This window comes from Microbacterium sp. GXF0217, assembly GCF_054798195.1.
Genome location: NZ_JBSJZG010000002.1, coordinates 39,599 through 54,802, shown reverse-complemented (window position 1 = coordinate 54,802; position 15,204 = coordinate 39,599). Strand labels below are relative to the sequence as shown.

General features: G+C 70.1%; 15 protein-coding genes. 2 read left to right on the top strand and 13 right to left on the bottom strand.

The features are described from left to right. The 5 genes from ACWAT3_RS03570 to ACWAT3_RS03550 form a co-directional block, all read right to left on the bottom strand. A complete protein-coding gene (locus ACWAT3_RS03570) occupies positions 1-1,812 on the bottom strand; it encodes a hypothetical protein (RefSeq protein ID WP_460795954.1) in 1,812 nt (603 codons plus the stop codon). Continuing rightward, the gene (locus ACWAT3_RS03565) at positions 1,802-2,581 is read right to left on the bottom strand and encodes a TIGR03943 family putative permease subunit (RefSeq protein WP_460795952.1); all 780 of its coding nucleotides are present in this window, start codon (positions 2,579-2,581) and stop codon (positions 1,802-1,804) included. Before ACWAT3_RS03565 ends, ACWAT3_RS03570 begins: the two co-directional genes overlap by 11 nt. Beyond that, complete coding sequence (locus tag ACWAT3_RS03560) at positions 2,574-3,587, bottom strand: permease (protein ID WP_460796781.1); 1,014 nt, start codon at positions 3,585-3,587, stop codon at positions 2,574-2,576. Before ACWAT3_RS03560 ends, ACWAT3_RS03565 begins: the two co-directional genes overlap by 8 nt. A gap of 2 nt (positions 3,588-3,589) precedes the next feature. Beyond that, positions 3,590-4,006 (bottom strand): Fur family transcriptional regulator, encoded by a 417-nt coding sequence (locus ACWAT3_RS03555; protein ID WP_460795951.1) that lies wholly within the window; start codon positions 4,004-4,006, stop codon positions 3,590-3,592. Positions 4,007-4,173: 167 nt separating this feature from the next. Further along, entirely contained in the window at positions 4,174-4,548 is a 375-nt protein-coding gene (locus ACWAT3_RS03550) for a TetR-like C-terminal domain-containing protein (RefSeq protein ID WP_460795950.1), read from the bottom strand. A gap of 47 nt (positions 4,549-4,595) precedes the next feature. On the opposite strand from ACWAT3_RS03550, the gene ACWAT3_RS03545 reads away from it, so the two are divergent. Then, entirely contained in the window at positions 4,596-4,982 is a 387-nt protein-coding gene (locus ACWAT3_RS03545) for a DUF899 family protein (RefSeq protein WP_460795948.1), read from the top strand. A gap of 4 nt (positions 4,983-4,986) precedes the next feature. Here the strand turns inward: ACWAT3_RS03545 and ACWAT3_RS03540 are convergent, their stop codons facing one another. From ACWAT3_RS03540 to ACWAT3_RS03510, 7 genes are all read right to left on the bottom strand, one after another. Then, on the bottom strand, positions 4,987-5,847 hold the full coding sequence (locus ACWAT3_RS03540) for a metal ABC transporter permease (RefSeq protein WP_460795947.1): 861 nt from the start codon (positions 5,845-5,847) through the stop codon (positions 4,987-4,989). Further along, entirely contained in the window at positions 5,844-6,671 is an 828-nt protein-coding gene (locus ACWAT3_RS03535) for a metal ABC transporter ATP-binding protein (RefSeq protein WP_460795946.1), read from the bottom strand. Before ACWAT3_RS03535 ends, ACWAT3_RS03540 begins: the two co-directional genes overlap by 4 nt. Next, complete coding sequence (locus ACWAT3_RS03530; RefSeq protein WP_460795944.1) at positions 6,668-7,669, bottom strand: metal ABC transporter solute-binding protein, Zn/Mn family; 1,002 nt, start codon at positions 7,667-7,669, stop codon at positions 6,668-6,670. Before ACWAT3_RS03530 ends, ACWAT3_RS03535 begins: the two co-directional genes overlap by 4 nt. Before the next feature lie 76 nt (positions 7,670-7,745). Beyond that, a complete protein-coding gene (locus ACWAT3_RS03525; RefSeq protein ID WP_460795943.1) occupies positions 7,746-9,083 on the bottom strand; it encodes a dihydrolipoamide acetyltransferase family protein in 1,338 nt (445 codons plus the stop codon). A gap of 37 nt (positions 9,084-9,120) precedes the next feature. Beyond that, positions 9,121-10,101: an alpha-ketoacid dehydrogenase subunit beta gene (locus ACWAT3_RS03520; protein ID WP_460795942.1), complete on the bottom strand. Its 981-nt coding sequence runs from the start codon at positions 10,099-10,101 to the stop codon at positions 9,121-9,123. Continuing rightward, entirely contained in the window at positions 10,098-11,225 is a 1,128-nt protein-coding gene (locus tag ACWAT3_RS03515; protein WP_460795940.1) for a thiamine pyrophosphate-dependent dehydrogenase E1 component subunit alpha, read from the bottom strand. The genes ACWAT3_RS03520 and ACWAT3_RS03515 overlap by 4 nt, the downstream gene beginning before the upstream one ends. 217 nt (positions 11,226-11,442) lie before the next feature. Then, positions 11,443-12,510, bottom strand: a complete 1,068-nt coding sequence (locus ACWAT3_RS03510) for a histidinol-phosphate transaminase (protein WP_460795938.1) — start codon at positions 12,508-12,510, stop codon at positions 11,443-11,445. Positions 12,511-12,630: 120 nt separating this feature from the next. Here ACWAT3_RS03510 and ACWAT3_RS03505 point away from each other — a divergent pair, with 120 nt between their 5' ends. Beyond that, complete coding sequence (locus ACWAT3_RS03505; protein ID WP_460795937.1) at positions 12,631-14,130, top strand: hypothetical protein; 1,500 nt, start codon at positions 12,631-12,633, stop codon at positions 14,128-14,130. Positions 14,131-14,134: 4 nt separating this feature from the next. Here ACWAT3_RS03505 and ACWAT3_RS03500 read toward each other — a convergent pair whose 3' ends face one another. Further along, entirely contained in the window at positions 14,135-15,193 is a 1,059-nt protein-coding gene (locus ACWAT3_RS03500; protein ID WP_460795936.1) for a LacI family DNA-binding transcriptional regulator, read from the bottom strand. Between the last annotated feature and the right edge of the window lie 11 nt (positions 15,194-15,204).

Genomic DNA, 15,204 nt, shown 5'->3' with positions numbered 1-15,204 from the left:
TCAGAACACCGGTCCGACGGGGCACCAGGAGATGTCGAATCCGGTCACCGGGACGATCTCCTCTCCCGTGTCGGTGTCGAGCACGTGCGTGTGCAACGTCTGCGGCAGCGGCGCGAGCAAGTCGTCGTACGGGTTGTTCGCGAGATCGGGCGCGACGGTGACGGCCGTGTACTGCCCGCTCGGCGATGCGCACACCTGCAGGATCGTGTCGGTGCTCGGCACCTCGAGCAGCGGCGTCGCCGCGCCGTCGTCATCGACCCGGATCACGGACTGGCCCGTCGGGAGACCGTTCTCGTCCCGGGTGACGATGTGCCGCAGGGTCCCTCCGGGGTACGGCGCGATGGTGGTCGCGACCCCGTAGTCCGGATCGGATGCCGGCAGCGGCGTCTCCGATCCGTCCGCGAGGTTCAGCTCGACGACGCTGCCGTCGGTGCGCTCGATGATCGCGGTGTACGTGCCGCGGGAGACGCCCATGATGCTCATCGCCGTGCCGAGGGCCTGCGTTCCGGCATCCGACGAGAGATCCTCGAGCGCGAGCGCGCCCTGCCAGTCGATGAACAGGACCGCGGCGGAATCCGGCACGAACTCCCACTCCGCGATGCTGGCCTCGACATCGGCGACCTCGACGATCCGCGGCTCACCCGAACCGTCGAGCGGCTGCGTGACGAGCACGCTCGCCCGCCCGCTGGTGTCGGTGAGCTCTCGGTCCGAGTACGTGTAGCCGACCAGGCCTCCGCGGTCGGACACCTGCACGCCGGTCACGAAGCCATCGCCGGGGAGAGTCAGCTCGCGCGGCTCGGATCCGTCGCGATTCATCACCAGAATCGAAGAGCCGTCCTCGTCCTCGACGGCGACGACGAGCTGCGCGGTGGTTGCGCGGAAGTCGTCGATGCGCTCGGCGGAGTACACCGGCACGCCTGCGCCCGTGAGGTCGGTGCGGAAGATGCTGTCTTCGCCCTCGGCATCCCGCTTGAGAAGGAAGACCTCGGAGGGCGGCGTCGTGAAGGAGGTCACGAGATCCGCGGACGGGCCGCCGCCGGTGCTCGTGACGTCGGCGATGCGCACGTCGTACGTCGTCTCGTCATCGAGCGGGACGGTGAAGCGGATGCCGAGGCTGCGTCCCGCCGCGTCGACGGTGAAGGGGACGGCGGGTTCGACCGTGACCTGCTCGGGGTCGATGGCCGTCAGCGGCTGGTTCGTGGTGAGGATCAGCCGGCTGCCGGAGACCTCGATCGCCTGCGCTGGGTCGATCTGCTCGTCCACAAGGCGCGGTCCCTGCGTGACGCTGAGGATGCCGAGGGTCGCGCCGATCAGCGCCAGGATTCCGAGGACGGAGCCGAGCAGGATGCCGAAGCGGTGGGTGCGGGGTGCGCGGGGCTCGGTGGACTCGCGGGGCTCGGTGGGTGCTCCGGCCGGCGGCGTGTCCGTGGCGGGAGGCGTATCAGCGGAGCCAGGTGCGTCCGCGGTCGTCGCGCTGGCCGGCTCGCCGGTCTCGGCGGGAGCTGCGGGAGTGGTCGCATTGTGTCGGGTCGCAGCATCCGAAGCGACCGCTTGCGTCCCCTCGATGATCGGCGTGGAATCGGGCACCGGCACGAAGCCCCGCGAGGTGTCGCGAATCGCCGCGTCGAACGCCGAGACGCGGCCATCCGCGTCCAGAGACGGCGCAGCATCCCGAGCCGCCTGACTCGAAGGGTCCTGATTAGCCGCCTCGGCATCCCCTACGAGACCATCCGCGGCGGCCGCGTCGGCAGCGGCGCGCAGCGCACGCAACTCGGCTCTGGTGCGCGGCGGGTTCGGCGAATCAGTACTCATACGGATCCCCCGGCTCGTCGATCGCCGTGACCTCGGTGGGCTCCACGCTCAGAGTGCCGTCGGCATCCGCCGTGATCGTGCCGGTGATCTCCACCCACTGCCCCACGTCGTAGTCGCTCGACCAGGAAGCCGACACCACCGGAATCGACGCGGGCTGGGCATCGATCACGCAGTGCGTGATGACCAGGCGGGACAGGTTCATCTCGTCGTCGCCGTCGCCCGGGGTGACGAATCCGGTGAGCGTCACGGTCGAGCCGTCATAGCTCTCCGGCCGGGTGGCCGTGGCGAAAACGCTCGCCCAGTCCCCCACTCCGAACGTCGACGTGTCGGCGACGCCGAGCGTCACGGTGTCCGCGCCGGCGAACAGCGTGCCGGCTTCGCCCGCGCGAGACATGGCCAGTTCGACGGACAGGGATGCCGGCGGCAGCACGAGCCCCGCGACCACGACGCCCGAAGCCACGACACCCGCCGTGATGCTCCCGACCGCCGCGAGCGTGCGCCGGGGCGAAGCGGCGTCGGCCGCGGCATCCGTTCCGTGGTCGTGGTCGTGGTCCATCTCCTCGCCGAGCGGGAGTGTGCACGACCAGACCGCGCCCGCGAGCGTGACGACGGCGCCGGCCACGGCGAACCAGACCGACTCCGGGCTGATGTAGAGCGAGAGGCGCCCCGTGAATGCGAGGCCGAGAGTCACGACCGCGAGACCGGCGGCGAGGCCGACGCCCAGCCACCGCGACCACAGCGCACGCCGACGCGAGACCTGCTCAGACAAAGACGTTCACCCCGATCCCGATGACGAACGCGCTCAGCAGAACGATGCCGACGATCCCCACCAGGGTGCGGGTGGTGAACGTGGTACGCATCAGCGCGAGCATCTTGATATCCACGAGCGGACCGACCAGCAGGAACGCGACGATCGCTCCGGGCGAGAACGTCGAAGCGAACGACAGGGCGAAGAAGGCATCCACGTTCGAGCAGATCGCGACGGTCATCGCGAGAGCCATCATCGCGACGATCGACAGCACGGGGTTCGATCCGATCGCCAGCAGCACGTCCCGCGGGATGAGCACCTGCACGGCCCCGGCGACGGCCGAGCCGATCACGAGCGCCGGCATCACCGCGCGCAGCTCGATGAGGAACTGCGTGAGGCTGCGGCGGATCGGGGTGCCGTGCTCATGCGTCACGCGGTCGCAGGTGGCGACGAAGCGCTCGGTGAGGAGGGCGTCGGGTGACGGGTGACGGCTGTAGATCCAGCCGACGAGGTTGGCGATGAGGTATCCGCCGACCAGGCGCGCCACGAGGATCCCGCCGTCCCAGCCGAACGCCGCGTGGGTGGTGAGGATCACGATCGGGTTCACGATCGGCGCCGCCATGAGGAACGTCAGCGCCTCAGCGGGCGCCAGTCCGCGCATCATCAGTCCGCGAGCGAAGGGCACGTTGCCGCACTCGCACACCGGGATCAGCATCCCGAGCAGCGACAGCACGGCTCGGCGCGCCCAGGCGCGCCGAGGCAGCCAGCGCTGGATCGCGTCGGCCGGCAGCCACACCTGCACGACGATCGACAGCAGGACGCCGAGGATCACGAACGGCAGCGCCTCGATCAGCACGCTCAGCGACAGGGTCAGCCCGTCCTGGACGCGGTTCGGCAGCGACACCGAGTACAGCTGGGGCAGGAACAGGTCGATCGCGAACAGCACCACGAGGATGCCGAGACCCACCGCGACGCCGACGATCGGCGACGTGCGGCGCGTTTCTGCGCGGCCGGGGGCGGTGAGCACGTTCACGCGGTCGCCGACTCCAGCGCCTGCTTCGCTTTCGCGCACGGGGTGCACAGGCCGAAGATGTCGACGACGTGCGCCGCTTCGGTGAAGCCGTGCAGCGCGGCAGTCCGCTGCGCCCAGGCCTCGACCTCCGTGGCCTCGATCTCGACGGTGAGACCGCACGAGCGGCAGATCAGGTGGTGGTGGTGGCCCTGCGTCGAGCAGGCGCGGTAGAGGGCTTCGCCCTCGGGGCTCTGCAGCGAGTCCGCATCGCCGGATGCCGCGAGACCCGCGAGCGCGCGATAGACCGTCGCCAGCCCGATGCCGGTGTTCTCATCCCGGAGGGTGGCGTGCAGGGACTGGGCGCTGACGAACCCGCGCGCATCGGCGAGGGCGTCGCGCACGCGCTCGCGCTGCCACGTGTTGCGCTGAGCCATACCCCGAGTCTAGGCCGCGGGCCTTGCGCGGGGCTGGGAGCCGTCTCACCGCTCCGATGCCATCGCCGACACCCGCGAATGCGCGGCTTCGTGCCGAGTGAACGACTCCGCCGCGCACGCAGGCCGTTCCCGCGAGCGCACCCCGTGCACTCGGCGATGGCAGCTCGTCAGCTCGACGGGCGGACCAGGATGCCGGCGATGGTCGCCTCCACGGCGGACGCCGCCAGCCGACGCTGCTCTTCGCGCGGCGAACCTGCCAGCGGACCACCCAGGCACAGCTCCGCGAAGCCGTGCACTGTCGCCCAGCACGACCACGCGGCGGCCTCGGCGGCTTCCACGTCCAGCGCACCCTCGGAGACGAGATCGGCGAGCGCGCCCGCGAGCGCGCGGAAGGTCGGCGTGGCGGCTGTCGCCTCCGGGGTGAGCGACCGCGACCCGAAGAACGCGACCGCGAACCACCCCGGCTCGGCGAGCGCGAAGTCGATGTAGGCGGTTCCGACCGTGCGGAGGCGATCCGCGCCGCCCGCTGCCCCGCTCGTCATCCCCGCCGCGACCCGCTCGAGGATCGCCGCCGCGACGGCATCGCGCAGTGCCGCGAGATTCGGGAAGTCGGTTCGTCATCATCACCAATGGCCCGATGGACGAGATCCTCACGTACAAGAAGAGGGTCGGGAACCGGATGACCTGGTACTCCGCGGCCGGCACGACGTTCGGCGCCGACGTGGACGCCGGTCCGGACGACGGATTCGCGTTCAACGTGTTCCTGCGCGACGGCGATGACGTGTACCGCACCTGGCACACCACCGGGCGGGGCGCCGAACGGTTCAGCGTGAACTTCGGAATCGCTGACGTTCTGCCGTACGGCCGTCAGGAGGAGTGGCAGGAGGTCCCGGACGGATGGCCGCAGGATGCGACGTATGAGCGGTGGCTCACGGCGAAGGACATCGCATCGATGTACGGAGACCTCGAAGCCTGAGGGATCAGGCGGTGCGGCGCACGCGACCGCGCTGATACTGGACGACCCAGCACACGACGTAGATCAGGAACGAGATCGTCGTGATGTAGGGGCTCACCGGCAGCGTGCCGGCCAGGGCCAGCAGGATGCCGCCGACCGCGGAGATGAACCCGAACAGCGCGGCGAGAAGCGGCACCGTGAGCGGTCCGGCCGCCACCCGCATCGCTGCGGCCGCAGGAGTGACGAGCAGCGCCATCACGAGCAGCGCGCCGATGATGTGCACGGCGACGGCGACGATGAGCCCGAGCAGCACCATGAACGCCAGGCTGATCGCCCGTGTCGGGATGCCGCGCGCCGACGCGGCCACAGCGTCGAGCGAGTCGAAGCGCAGCGGGTTCCACATCAGCAGCAGCCCGAGCAGCACCACGACGCAGATGCCGATCAGCCACCCGAGATCCGGGTTGGACACCGAGACGATCTGGCCGGTCAGCAGGCTGAACCGGTTGGCGCTGCGGCCGTCGTAGAGCGACAGGAACAGGATGCCGAGGCCCAGGCCGAACGGCATCAGCACGCCGACGATCGAATTGCGATCGCGCGCTTTCGACCCCAGCAGTCCGATGAGGATCGCCGCGACGAGCGCTCCCCCGATCGAGCCGACGACGACGCTCCCGCCGAACAGCAGTGCGGCCGCCGCGCCGGCGAACGACAGCTCGCTGATGCCGTGGACCGCGAAGGCGAGGTCCCGCTGCATGACGAAGACGCCGACGAGTCCGCCGACGAGCCCGAGCACGGCTCCGGCGATGATCGAGTTCGACAGCAGCGCGACGAGCGCTCCGTAGTCCTCGAACGAGAAGACGTCGCTCCAGTCGACCATGGGGGCGATCATTCGTGCTCCTCGTGGTGCGGCTCGGCATCCGGGATTCCGACGACGACCAGGCGATCCCCGGCCCGCAGCACGAAGACGGGGGTGCCGTACAGATCGGTCAGCACACGACTCTGCAGGACCTCGTCCGGTGTGCCGAGCACGAAGCGACCGCCCGCGATGTACAGGATGCGGTCGACACGGCCGAGGATCGGATTGATGTCGTGCGTGACGAACAGCACCGCGGCTCCGCGGTCGCGGCGCTGACGCTCGATGATCTCGGTGACGGCGCGCTGGTTGGCGAGGTCCAGGGCCGACAGCGGCTCATCGCACAGCAGCAGATCGGGGTGGTCGGCGAGTGCCTGACCGACGCGCAGGCGCTGCTGCTCGCCGCCCGAAAGCAGTCCGACCCTGCGGTCGGCGAAACCGGACGCGCCGACGGCGGCGAGCAGCTCGTCGACCCGCTCGCTGTCTCCGCGACGCGGCAGCGGGAAGCCGAAGCGCGTGCCCTGCACCCCGAGCGCGACGACGTCCCGCGCACGCATGCTGGTGTCCGGCGGAAACGGGCGCTGCTGCGGGATGTATCCGATGCGCGGGTTTCCGCGCTGCACGGGCGATCCGCCGACGCGGATGCTCCCGGCGGAGAGCTCCTGCAGCCCGAGGACGGCCCGCAGCAGTGTCGTCTTGCCCGAGCCGGATGGACCCAGCACGGCGATGAACTCACCCGGTTCGACGTCGAGGTCGAGGCCGGCCCACAACTCGCGGTCACCGCGCTGGATGGCGGCATCGCGGATCGTCAGAATCGGGGCGGCGTCGTCGTGCGCGGGTCCGGTACCCGCCGCGCTCACGATGCGAGCGCGTCGGCGAGGTTCTGGATCGCGTCTGCCATCCACTCAGAGTACGACGATCCGTCCGCGAGCAGTTCCGTGAAGGCCACGACGGGGATGCCGGCGGCCTCAGCTGTCTCCTCCACGCGCGTGGTCTCCGCGCCCCCGGTCTGCGCGTTGGTCAGCACGACGGCGGCGTCACCGGACTCGATGACCTCGATCGCGTCGAGCAGCGTGGCGGGGGCTACGTCCGTGCCCTCCTCGACGGACTCGGCGAAGCCCTCCGGCGTCACGTCGGTGAGGCCGGCAGCTGCGGCGATGTATCCGGGCAGCGGCTCGGTGATGAAGACGCCCGTGCCGGCGTACTGCGTGTTCAGTTCGGCGAGGTCGGCCTCGTAGCCCTCGAGGTCGGCGATGATGCCATCCGCGGCGGCGGCGAAGTCCGCCTCGCCGTCGGGGTCGAGGGCGGTGAGCTCTGCGGCGATGTCCTCGACGACGTGGATCATCGTGTGCGGGTCGAACCAGACGTGCTCGTTGAACCCCTCGATGTGGTCGTGGCCCTCGTGCTCGTCGACGTGCTCTTCGTCTGCATGCTCTTCTTCGGCGTGCTCGTCCTCGTGGTCGTGCGCCTCGGCATCCTCGTCGTGGCCCTCGTTTCCGGGGTAGTCATGCGAGAACTCGACGGCGGTGATGGTCACGGCATCCGATCCCTCGAGGAGGTCCTCGATGAACGAGTCGTACCCGCCTCCGTTCTCGATGACGAGGTCGGCCTCCTGCACGGTGAGGCGGTCGCGGGCCGAAGCCTCGTAGGAATGCGGGTCCTGCGAGGCCGAGTCGATGATCGAGGTGACCGAAACGCGGTCGCCGCCGATCTGCTCGGCGAGCGAGCCGTAGATGTTCGTGGTCGCGACCACGGTGAGCCCGTCGGTGCCGCTCTCGGACGCAGGAGTCGACGCGCATCCCGCCAGGGCGAGAGCGGATGCGGAGACGAGCGCGATGGCGGCGACGGACTTCTTCATGCCTCCATCGTACGTTCCTGAGAATGATTCTCAAAATCGCGTATGCTCGCCTCGGCATCCGATCGAGGGGACGCCGTCAGTCGACGAGGAGTGCGGGCTCCTCGAGGATCGCGGCGACATCCGCGACGAAACGGCTCATGCTGTCGCCGTCGATCACACGGTGGTCGAACGAGCCGGCGACCGTCGTGACGTAGCGCGGGCGCACCTCGCCGTCGACGACCCACGGCTTCTGGCTGATCGTGCCCATCGCCACGATGCCCGCCTCGCCGGGGTTGATGATCGGGGTGCCCGCGTCCATCCCGAACACTCCGATGTTCGTGATCGTGATCGTCCCGCCCTGCTGGTCGGCCGGCGGCGTCTTGCCCTCGCGCGCCGTGAGCGTCAGGCGGTTCAGCGCGCGCGCGAGATCCTTCATGCTGAGGTCCTGCGCATCCTTGATGTTCGGCACCAGCAGGCCGCGCGGCGTCGCCGCGGCGATGCCGAGGTTCACGTAGTGTCGGACGCGGATCTCCGCGCCGTTCTCGGTCTCGACCCATGCCGCGTTCACCATCGGGTTGCGGCGCACAGCCCAGATGACGGCGCGGGCGACGATCAGCAGCGGAGAGACGCGGATGTCGGCGTAGTCCGGCGACGTCTTCAGGCGCTTGACGAGCTCCATCGTGCGCGTCGCATCGACGTCCTTCCAGACCGTGACGTGCGGTGCGGTGTACGCGCTCTGCACCATCGCGTTGGCGCTCGCCTTGCGCACGCCCTTCACCGGGATCGCCTCGCTGCGGGCTTCCGCGTCCTGAGCCTGAGTCGGCGCCACGCCCCGCGCGATGCCGACCGGCGCGGCCTGCGGGGCCGGCCTCGTCTCCTCGCGCACCTCGCCCCACTCGGGTGTCTCGATGTTGCGGAACACGCTGGCCTGGGACGCATGCTTCACGACGTCGTCACGGGTGACCTCGCCGTCGGCGCCGGTCGGCGTGACGGAGGCGAGATCGACGCCCAGGTCGCGGGCGAGCTTGCGGATCGGCGGCTTCGCGATCACACCCACCGAGGAGCGCACCGGCCGCTGCGCGACGCGCTTGCGCCGCGAGGTCGCCCCCGTGCCGCTGCCGTAGCCGACGAGCACCGACCCGCCGCCCTCATCGGCCGCAGGAGCAGCAGGGGCCTCCGGGGCGGGGGCGTCGGCATCCGAGACGAACGAGATGATCGGCGTGCCGACCTCCACGGTCGTCCCCTCGGCGACGAGCAGCTCGCCGACCGTGCCGGCGTGCGGCGACGGCAGCTCGACAAGCGACTTGGCCGTCTCGATCTCGCAGATGACGTCGTTGATGGCGACGTGATCGCCCGGGGCGACCTTCCACGTGACGATCTCGGCTTCGGTGAGGCCTTCGCCGACGTCCGGGAGGGTGAAGTTCTGCGTGCTCATGGTCATGCCCTTCGACAGGCTCAGGGAGCGGATGGGATCAGTAGGCGAGAGAGCGGTCGACGGCCTCGAGGATGCGATCCGCATCCGGGAGGAAGACGCCCTCGAGCTTCGCCGGCGGGAACGGAACGTCGAAGCCGGACACGCGCAGCACCGGAGCCTCCAGCGCGTAGAACGCCTGCTCCATGACGGTCGCGGCGATCTCGCTGCCGACGCTCGCGAACCCCTGGGCCTCCTGCGCGTAGACCATGTGCCCGGTCTTGCGGATCGAGTCCAGGATGGGCCCGTAGTCGACCGGAGAGAGCGAGCGGACGTCGACGACCTCGCAGCTCGTGCCCTCGGCCTCGGCGAGCGCCGCGGCCTGGAGCAGCGTGGTGACCATGGCTCCGTGCCCGACGAGCGTGACATCGGTGCCCTGGCGAACGACGCGGGAAGAGTGCAGCGGTACCGCCGATGCCGACAGGTCGACCTCGCCCTTGCTCCAGTACCGGCTCTTCGGCTCCATGAAGACGATCGGGTCGTTCGAACGAATCGCCTCCTGGATCATCCAGTACGCGTCGTTCGGGGTCGACGGGCTCACCACGCGCAGGCCGGGGGTGTGCGCGAAGTACGCCTCCGGGCTCTCCTGGTGGTGCTCGACGGCACCGATGTGCCCGCCATACGGGATGCGGATCACGATCGGCAGGCTCAGTCGGCCGTCGTGCCGGTTCGTGAGCTTCGCCAGTTGCGTGGTGATCTGGTCGAACGCGGGGAAGACGAACCCGTCGAACTGGATCTCGATGACGGGACGGAACCCGGCCATCGCCAGACCGATCGCGGTGCCGACGATTCCGGATTCCGCCAGCGGAGTGTCGAGCACCCGCTGCGGTCCGAAGTCGCGCTGGAGGTGCTCGGTGATGCGGAACACTCCGCCGAGCTTTCCGATGTCCTCCCCCATGAGCAGGACCTTCTGGTCGTCCTCCATGGCCTTGCGCATGCCGGCGTTGAGCGCCTTGCTGAACGGCATCGTCTCGATGGTCATGCCTGCTCCCTCTCGAACGATGCCTCGTAGCGTGCCAGCCACTGGCGCTGCTGGTCCATCAGCGGATGCGGCTCGCTGTAGACGTGCGTGAACATCGTCTCGGCGGTCGGCGGCTGCAGTTCGAGGGTGCGCACGCGCAGGTCCTCGGCGGCGTCGGCGGCCTCGGTCTCGACATCCGTGAAGAAGGCTGCCGCGGCCCCGCGCCCTTCGAGGAAAGCGCGCATGCGGGGAATCGGGTCGCGCCCAGCCCAGTCCTGCTCCTCTTCGCTGCCCCGATACTTGGTGGGGTCGTCGCTCGTGGTGTGCGCGCCGAGCCGGTACGTCACGGCCTCGATCGCCCGTGGGCCCTGGCCGCTGCGGGCTTCGTCCAGAGCGACGCGCGAGACGGCGTAGCTCGCGAGGACGTCGTTGCCGTCGACGCGGACGCTGGGGATGCCGTAGCCGGCGCTGCGCTCGACGAGCGGGCCGCGCGACTGCGTGGCGACGGGCACCGAGATGGCCCAGTGATTGTTCTGCAGGAAGAAGACGGTCGGCGCCTGGTAGCTGGCGGCGAACACCATCGCCTCGTGCACGTCGCCCTGGCTGGAGGCTCCGTCGCCGTAGTAGACGACGACGGCCTCGTCGCGCTCAGGGTCGCCGGTGCCGCTGCGCCCGTCGAACGCGAGCCCCATGGCGTAGCCGGTCGCGTGCAGCGTCTGCGAGCCGAGCACGAGCGTGTACAGGCGCGTGTTGCCGTTCTTGGGATCGCTCGGATCCCACCCGCCGTGCGAGACACCGCGCATGAGCTTGATGATGTCGACCGGATCGACGCCGCGGATGCGGGTGACCGCATGCTCGCGGTAGGACGGGAAGATCGTGTCCTGCAAGCGCGCCGCGCGTGCGGAGCCGACCTGCGCGGCCTCCTGACCTCGGCTCGGCGGCCAGAGCGCCAGCTGTCCCTGCCGCTGCAGGTTGGTGGCCTGGGTGTCGATCGAGCGGATGACGACCATGTCGCGGTAGAACTGCTCGAGCTCGGCATCCGTGAGGGCGTCGATCATCGGCAGGTACCGCTCGGCGGCGGCGCTCGGTGCGAAGCTGCCGTCCGCCTCGAGGACGCGGACGAGAGGGGTCTCAGATGAGGTCACCCGCCCCACGCTACCCGCGCCCGCATGCCGCGTCACGCATAGCTAGGGGCCCCTAGTTTCTGCCTGGAATGCGCAGAATCACGAGTTGCGAGCGGGTCGCGGCGTGCGCCCGCGGGTACAGATGCACGGCCCGGGAACAGGTGCACGACCGGAGAACGAATTCCGGCCGTGCATCCGTTCCCGTGTCGTGCAGGTGTACCGCCGCCGGGACGGCAGGTCAGCGGACGGATGCCGCGACGGCGAGCACCCGCTCGATCGATGCGTCTTCTCCGACCGAGATGCGGATGCCGTCGCCCGAGAACGGCCGCACGATCAGGTCGGATGCGACGAACACCGCGGCGATCTCGTCCGTCCGCTCGCCCGTGGGCAGCCAGACGAAGTTGCCCTGGGCATCCGGCACCTCCCAGCCCTGCGCGCGCAGGCCGTCGCGCAGGCGCGTGCGCCGCTCGGCGATCACGGCGACGCGCTCGCGCAGCTCCGGCTCGGCATTCAGGCTGGCGATCGCCGCGCGCTCGGCGGCCGACGTCACCGACAGCGGGATGCCGGTGCTGCGTGCGGCATCCAGCACCCGCGGGTGACCGATCGCGTAGCCGATGCGGAGCCCGGCCAGACCGAACGCCTTCGAGAAGGTGCGGAGGACCACCACGTTGGGATGCGTCTCGAAGAGGCGCTCCTGAAGACCGTCGACCGCGCCGGGCGCCGTGACGAACTCGGCGTAGGCCTCGTCGAGGATGATGAGCACATCCGACGGCACGCGGGCGACGAACGCAGCGAACTCCGCGCTCGTCACGATGGGACCGGTGGGGTTGTTCGGGGTGCACACGATGATGGCGCGGGTGCGGTCGGTGACGGCATCCGCCATGGCATCGAGGTCATGGGTGGCATCCGCACGCAGCGGCACCTGCACGCTCGTCGCTCCCGCGATCAGGGGGATGCCGGGATACGCCTCGAACGAGCGCCAGGCGTAGATCACCTCGTCGCCGACGGATGCTGCGGCGACGACCAGCTGGTACAGGATCGAGACGGAGCCGGCGGCGACGTGGACGGCATCGGCCTCGACGCCGTAGCGCTCCCCCAGCCGGGCGCGGAGGGCTCCGGCCGTGGCATCCGGGTAGCGGTTGATCGGCACCGTGCTCTGCAGAGCCTCGACGACCGACGGCAGCGGGTCGAACGGGTTCTCGTTGCTGGAGAGCTTGAACGCATCCGCACCCGCCTGCTTGCCCTGGCGGTAGGGCGGAAGAGCGGCGATCTCCGGACGGATGCGGGGCAGGATGGGCTCGGTCACGCTCTGAAGTCTACGAGTGGCAGGACAAGGGCGCCCTCGCGGAGCATCGGCACGTCTCCGCGCACACCCGCCCCGCCTTGATCCGACTCGCCCACAGACCGGCATGCGAGAGTGGATGCCGTGAAACACGGATGGCTGCGCGAACTCCTCGGCTGGCTGGGCGCTGCGGCGATCGCCGTCATCGTCACGGGCCAGGTCGCATCGACCGCCCGCGGCGATCTGCTGCTGCGTGACAGCGACTCGCTCGTCGTACCGATGTTCGTCCGGTCGATCCTCGAGGGTCAGGGCGGGGACTGGTCGATGTCGACCGTGCTCTTCGTGCCAGAGTCCGCGCTGTTCGCACTGCTCAGGCTGCTTCCGTTCGGCATCGACGCACTGCTGCTGCTGAACGCGATCGTGAACATCGTCGCGCTGTACGGCGCGGTGCGGCTGGTCGCCGGTCGGCGTGCGCCGGGCCGCGCACCCGTCGCGTGGTCGCTCGCCGCCGTCGCGGTGTTCGGAGTGATCGCGGTCACCGAGACCAGCGCGTCGCGTGACTCGGCGGAGCTGGCGTCGCTGCTGCTCACCACGACCTATTACTCCGCGACCGTCATCGCGATGCTCGCGTCGATCGGGGTCGCGCGCCGGGTCTGCGACCGGAGCGGCCGCCGACGCGGGATGTTCATCGCGCTCGGCGTCGTGGCGGCCATCGCGACGCTGTCGAACCCGCTGTACCTGGTCTGGACGACGGTGCCGCTCGCTGCGATCCTCGGCTTCGCCGCGCTGCGGGCGCACGACCGGGGCCGGATGCTGTCGCTGCTGTGGTGGCTCATCGGCGGCACGGCCGTCGGACTTCTGGGACGTATTCCGCTGACGGCATGGATCGAGAACTCCGGCCTCGGCTACGCGAAACCGCAGCTGTGGCCCGAGTCAGCGGCCTACTACGGAGAGCTCGTCGTCGACCGCCTCTCGACCCCGCTCGGATGGGTGGGCTGGGTCGTCATCGCCGCCCTCGTCGTGCTCGCGATCCGCCGCACGGTGCGGGCGTCGACTCGAGCGGAGCGTCTTGTCGCGGCATCCGCCTGGGTGCTGCCGCTGCTGGTGACGATCGGGGCGATCGCGCTGGGCACGAACGCGGCGCGCTACCTCGAGCCCGTCGTGTTCGCGCCGCTGCTCGTGCTCGTCGCGGATCCGAAGACGCCGGCGCGGCTCTCCCCCGCGATCGCGCGCGTCACGACCGCGGTCGTCGCCGTCCTGCTGCTCGTCGGCGCTGGTCTCAGCGTGCCGCGGATCGTCAGCGCAGCCACCGCGCCGGACGCCGATCTCGCCTGCGTCGTCGACTGGATCGACGAATCGGGCCAGGTCGGTGCGGGGCAGTTCTGGACCGTACGGCTGCCGAAGCTGCATCTCGAGGATCCGACCAGGCTCGTGCAGGTGGACCACCAGCTGAACGGATACTCGTGGCTCGTGAACCGCCGCGACTTCGACAGCACAGCGGTGAGCTTCCTCCTCGTGGATGCCGAGACCCAGAGCTGGGAGCTGTCACTCGGCGCGATGCAGGTGAATGTCGTGGAGTGCGGCCGCTACGCGATCTACGACTTCGCGCCCGAAGAGGTCCCGCTGGGCTTCCCGCACTCCTGACGCGTCAGCGCGCGGCCGGCGTCGCGGTCGTCGTCCCGGCACGGAATCGGCAGGTCAGATGCTGAGACGCGGTGTCCTCGCCGCGCAGCATCCGGGTGACCTGCTCCCCCGCGGCCCGGCCCTTCTGCGTCGCCGGCTGCACGGAGGTGGTCAGGATGTGCCGCCCGAGACCGTCGACCGTGACGCCGTCGAAACCCGTCACGCTGAGATCCTGCGGTACGCGCAGCCCGCGCTCCTCGGCGGCGCGGATCACACCGGCCGCGAGCAGGTCGCTCTGCGCGAGCACGGCGGTCGGGCGGGTCTCGTCGTCGGCGAGCAGGGCACGGCCGGCGATCAGCCCCTCATCGATCGAGCTGTGCGCGGCGGACACCGCCGGCGCATCGGGGAACACCTCGCGCACGCCGGCCAGGCGGTCGAGCGTGACGTCGACGGTCGCCCCGGACAGCCGGTCCGGCGTCACAGCCCCTCGATCGCGCGAGCTGTCCAGCGGCAGCGTCAGCACCGCGACGGCGCGGTGACCGAGGCCGTGCACGTGACGGGCGACATCGCGTGCGGCATCCTGATTATCCAGTGTGATCTGGGGAATTCCTTCACCGGCATCCCCCTCGATGACGACGACGGGGATGCCGCGGCCACGCACGATCTCCAACGATGCCCTGGTCCGCCCAGAGCATCCGATCAGCACGACGGCGTCGACGGGGGCGTTGGCGAGGTTGGCCGCCTCCTCGGCGGCATCCTCTCGCAGCAGCAGCACGGCGGCACCGAGGTCGGATAATCCGTCCGTGATGCCATCCATCATCGGCATGGTCACCGGGTCGAGAAACACCGTCCGCAGCGGGCCGTCCAGCACGACGGCGACGATTCCGCTGCGCCCGGTGCGCAGGGACGCGGCCCGCGGGTCTGGTCCGGCGTAGCCGAGGGATGCCGCGGCCGCCAGCACGCGCTCGCGCGTGGCCTCGGCGACCTGGGCCTTGCCGCTGAAGACCACGGATGCCGTGGAGGGCGCGACGCCGGCTGCACGTGCGACATCGGCGATCGTCGCTCGGCGATGGGCTGAGTCCATGCTCCGAGGAT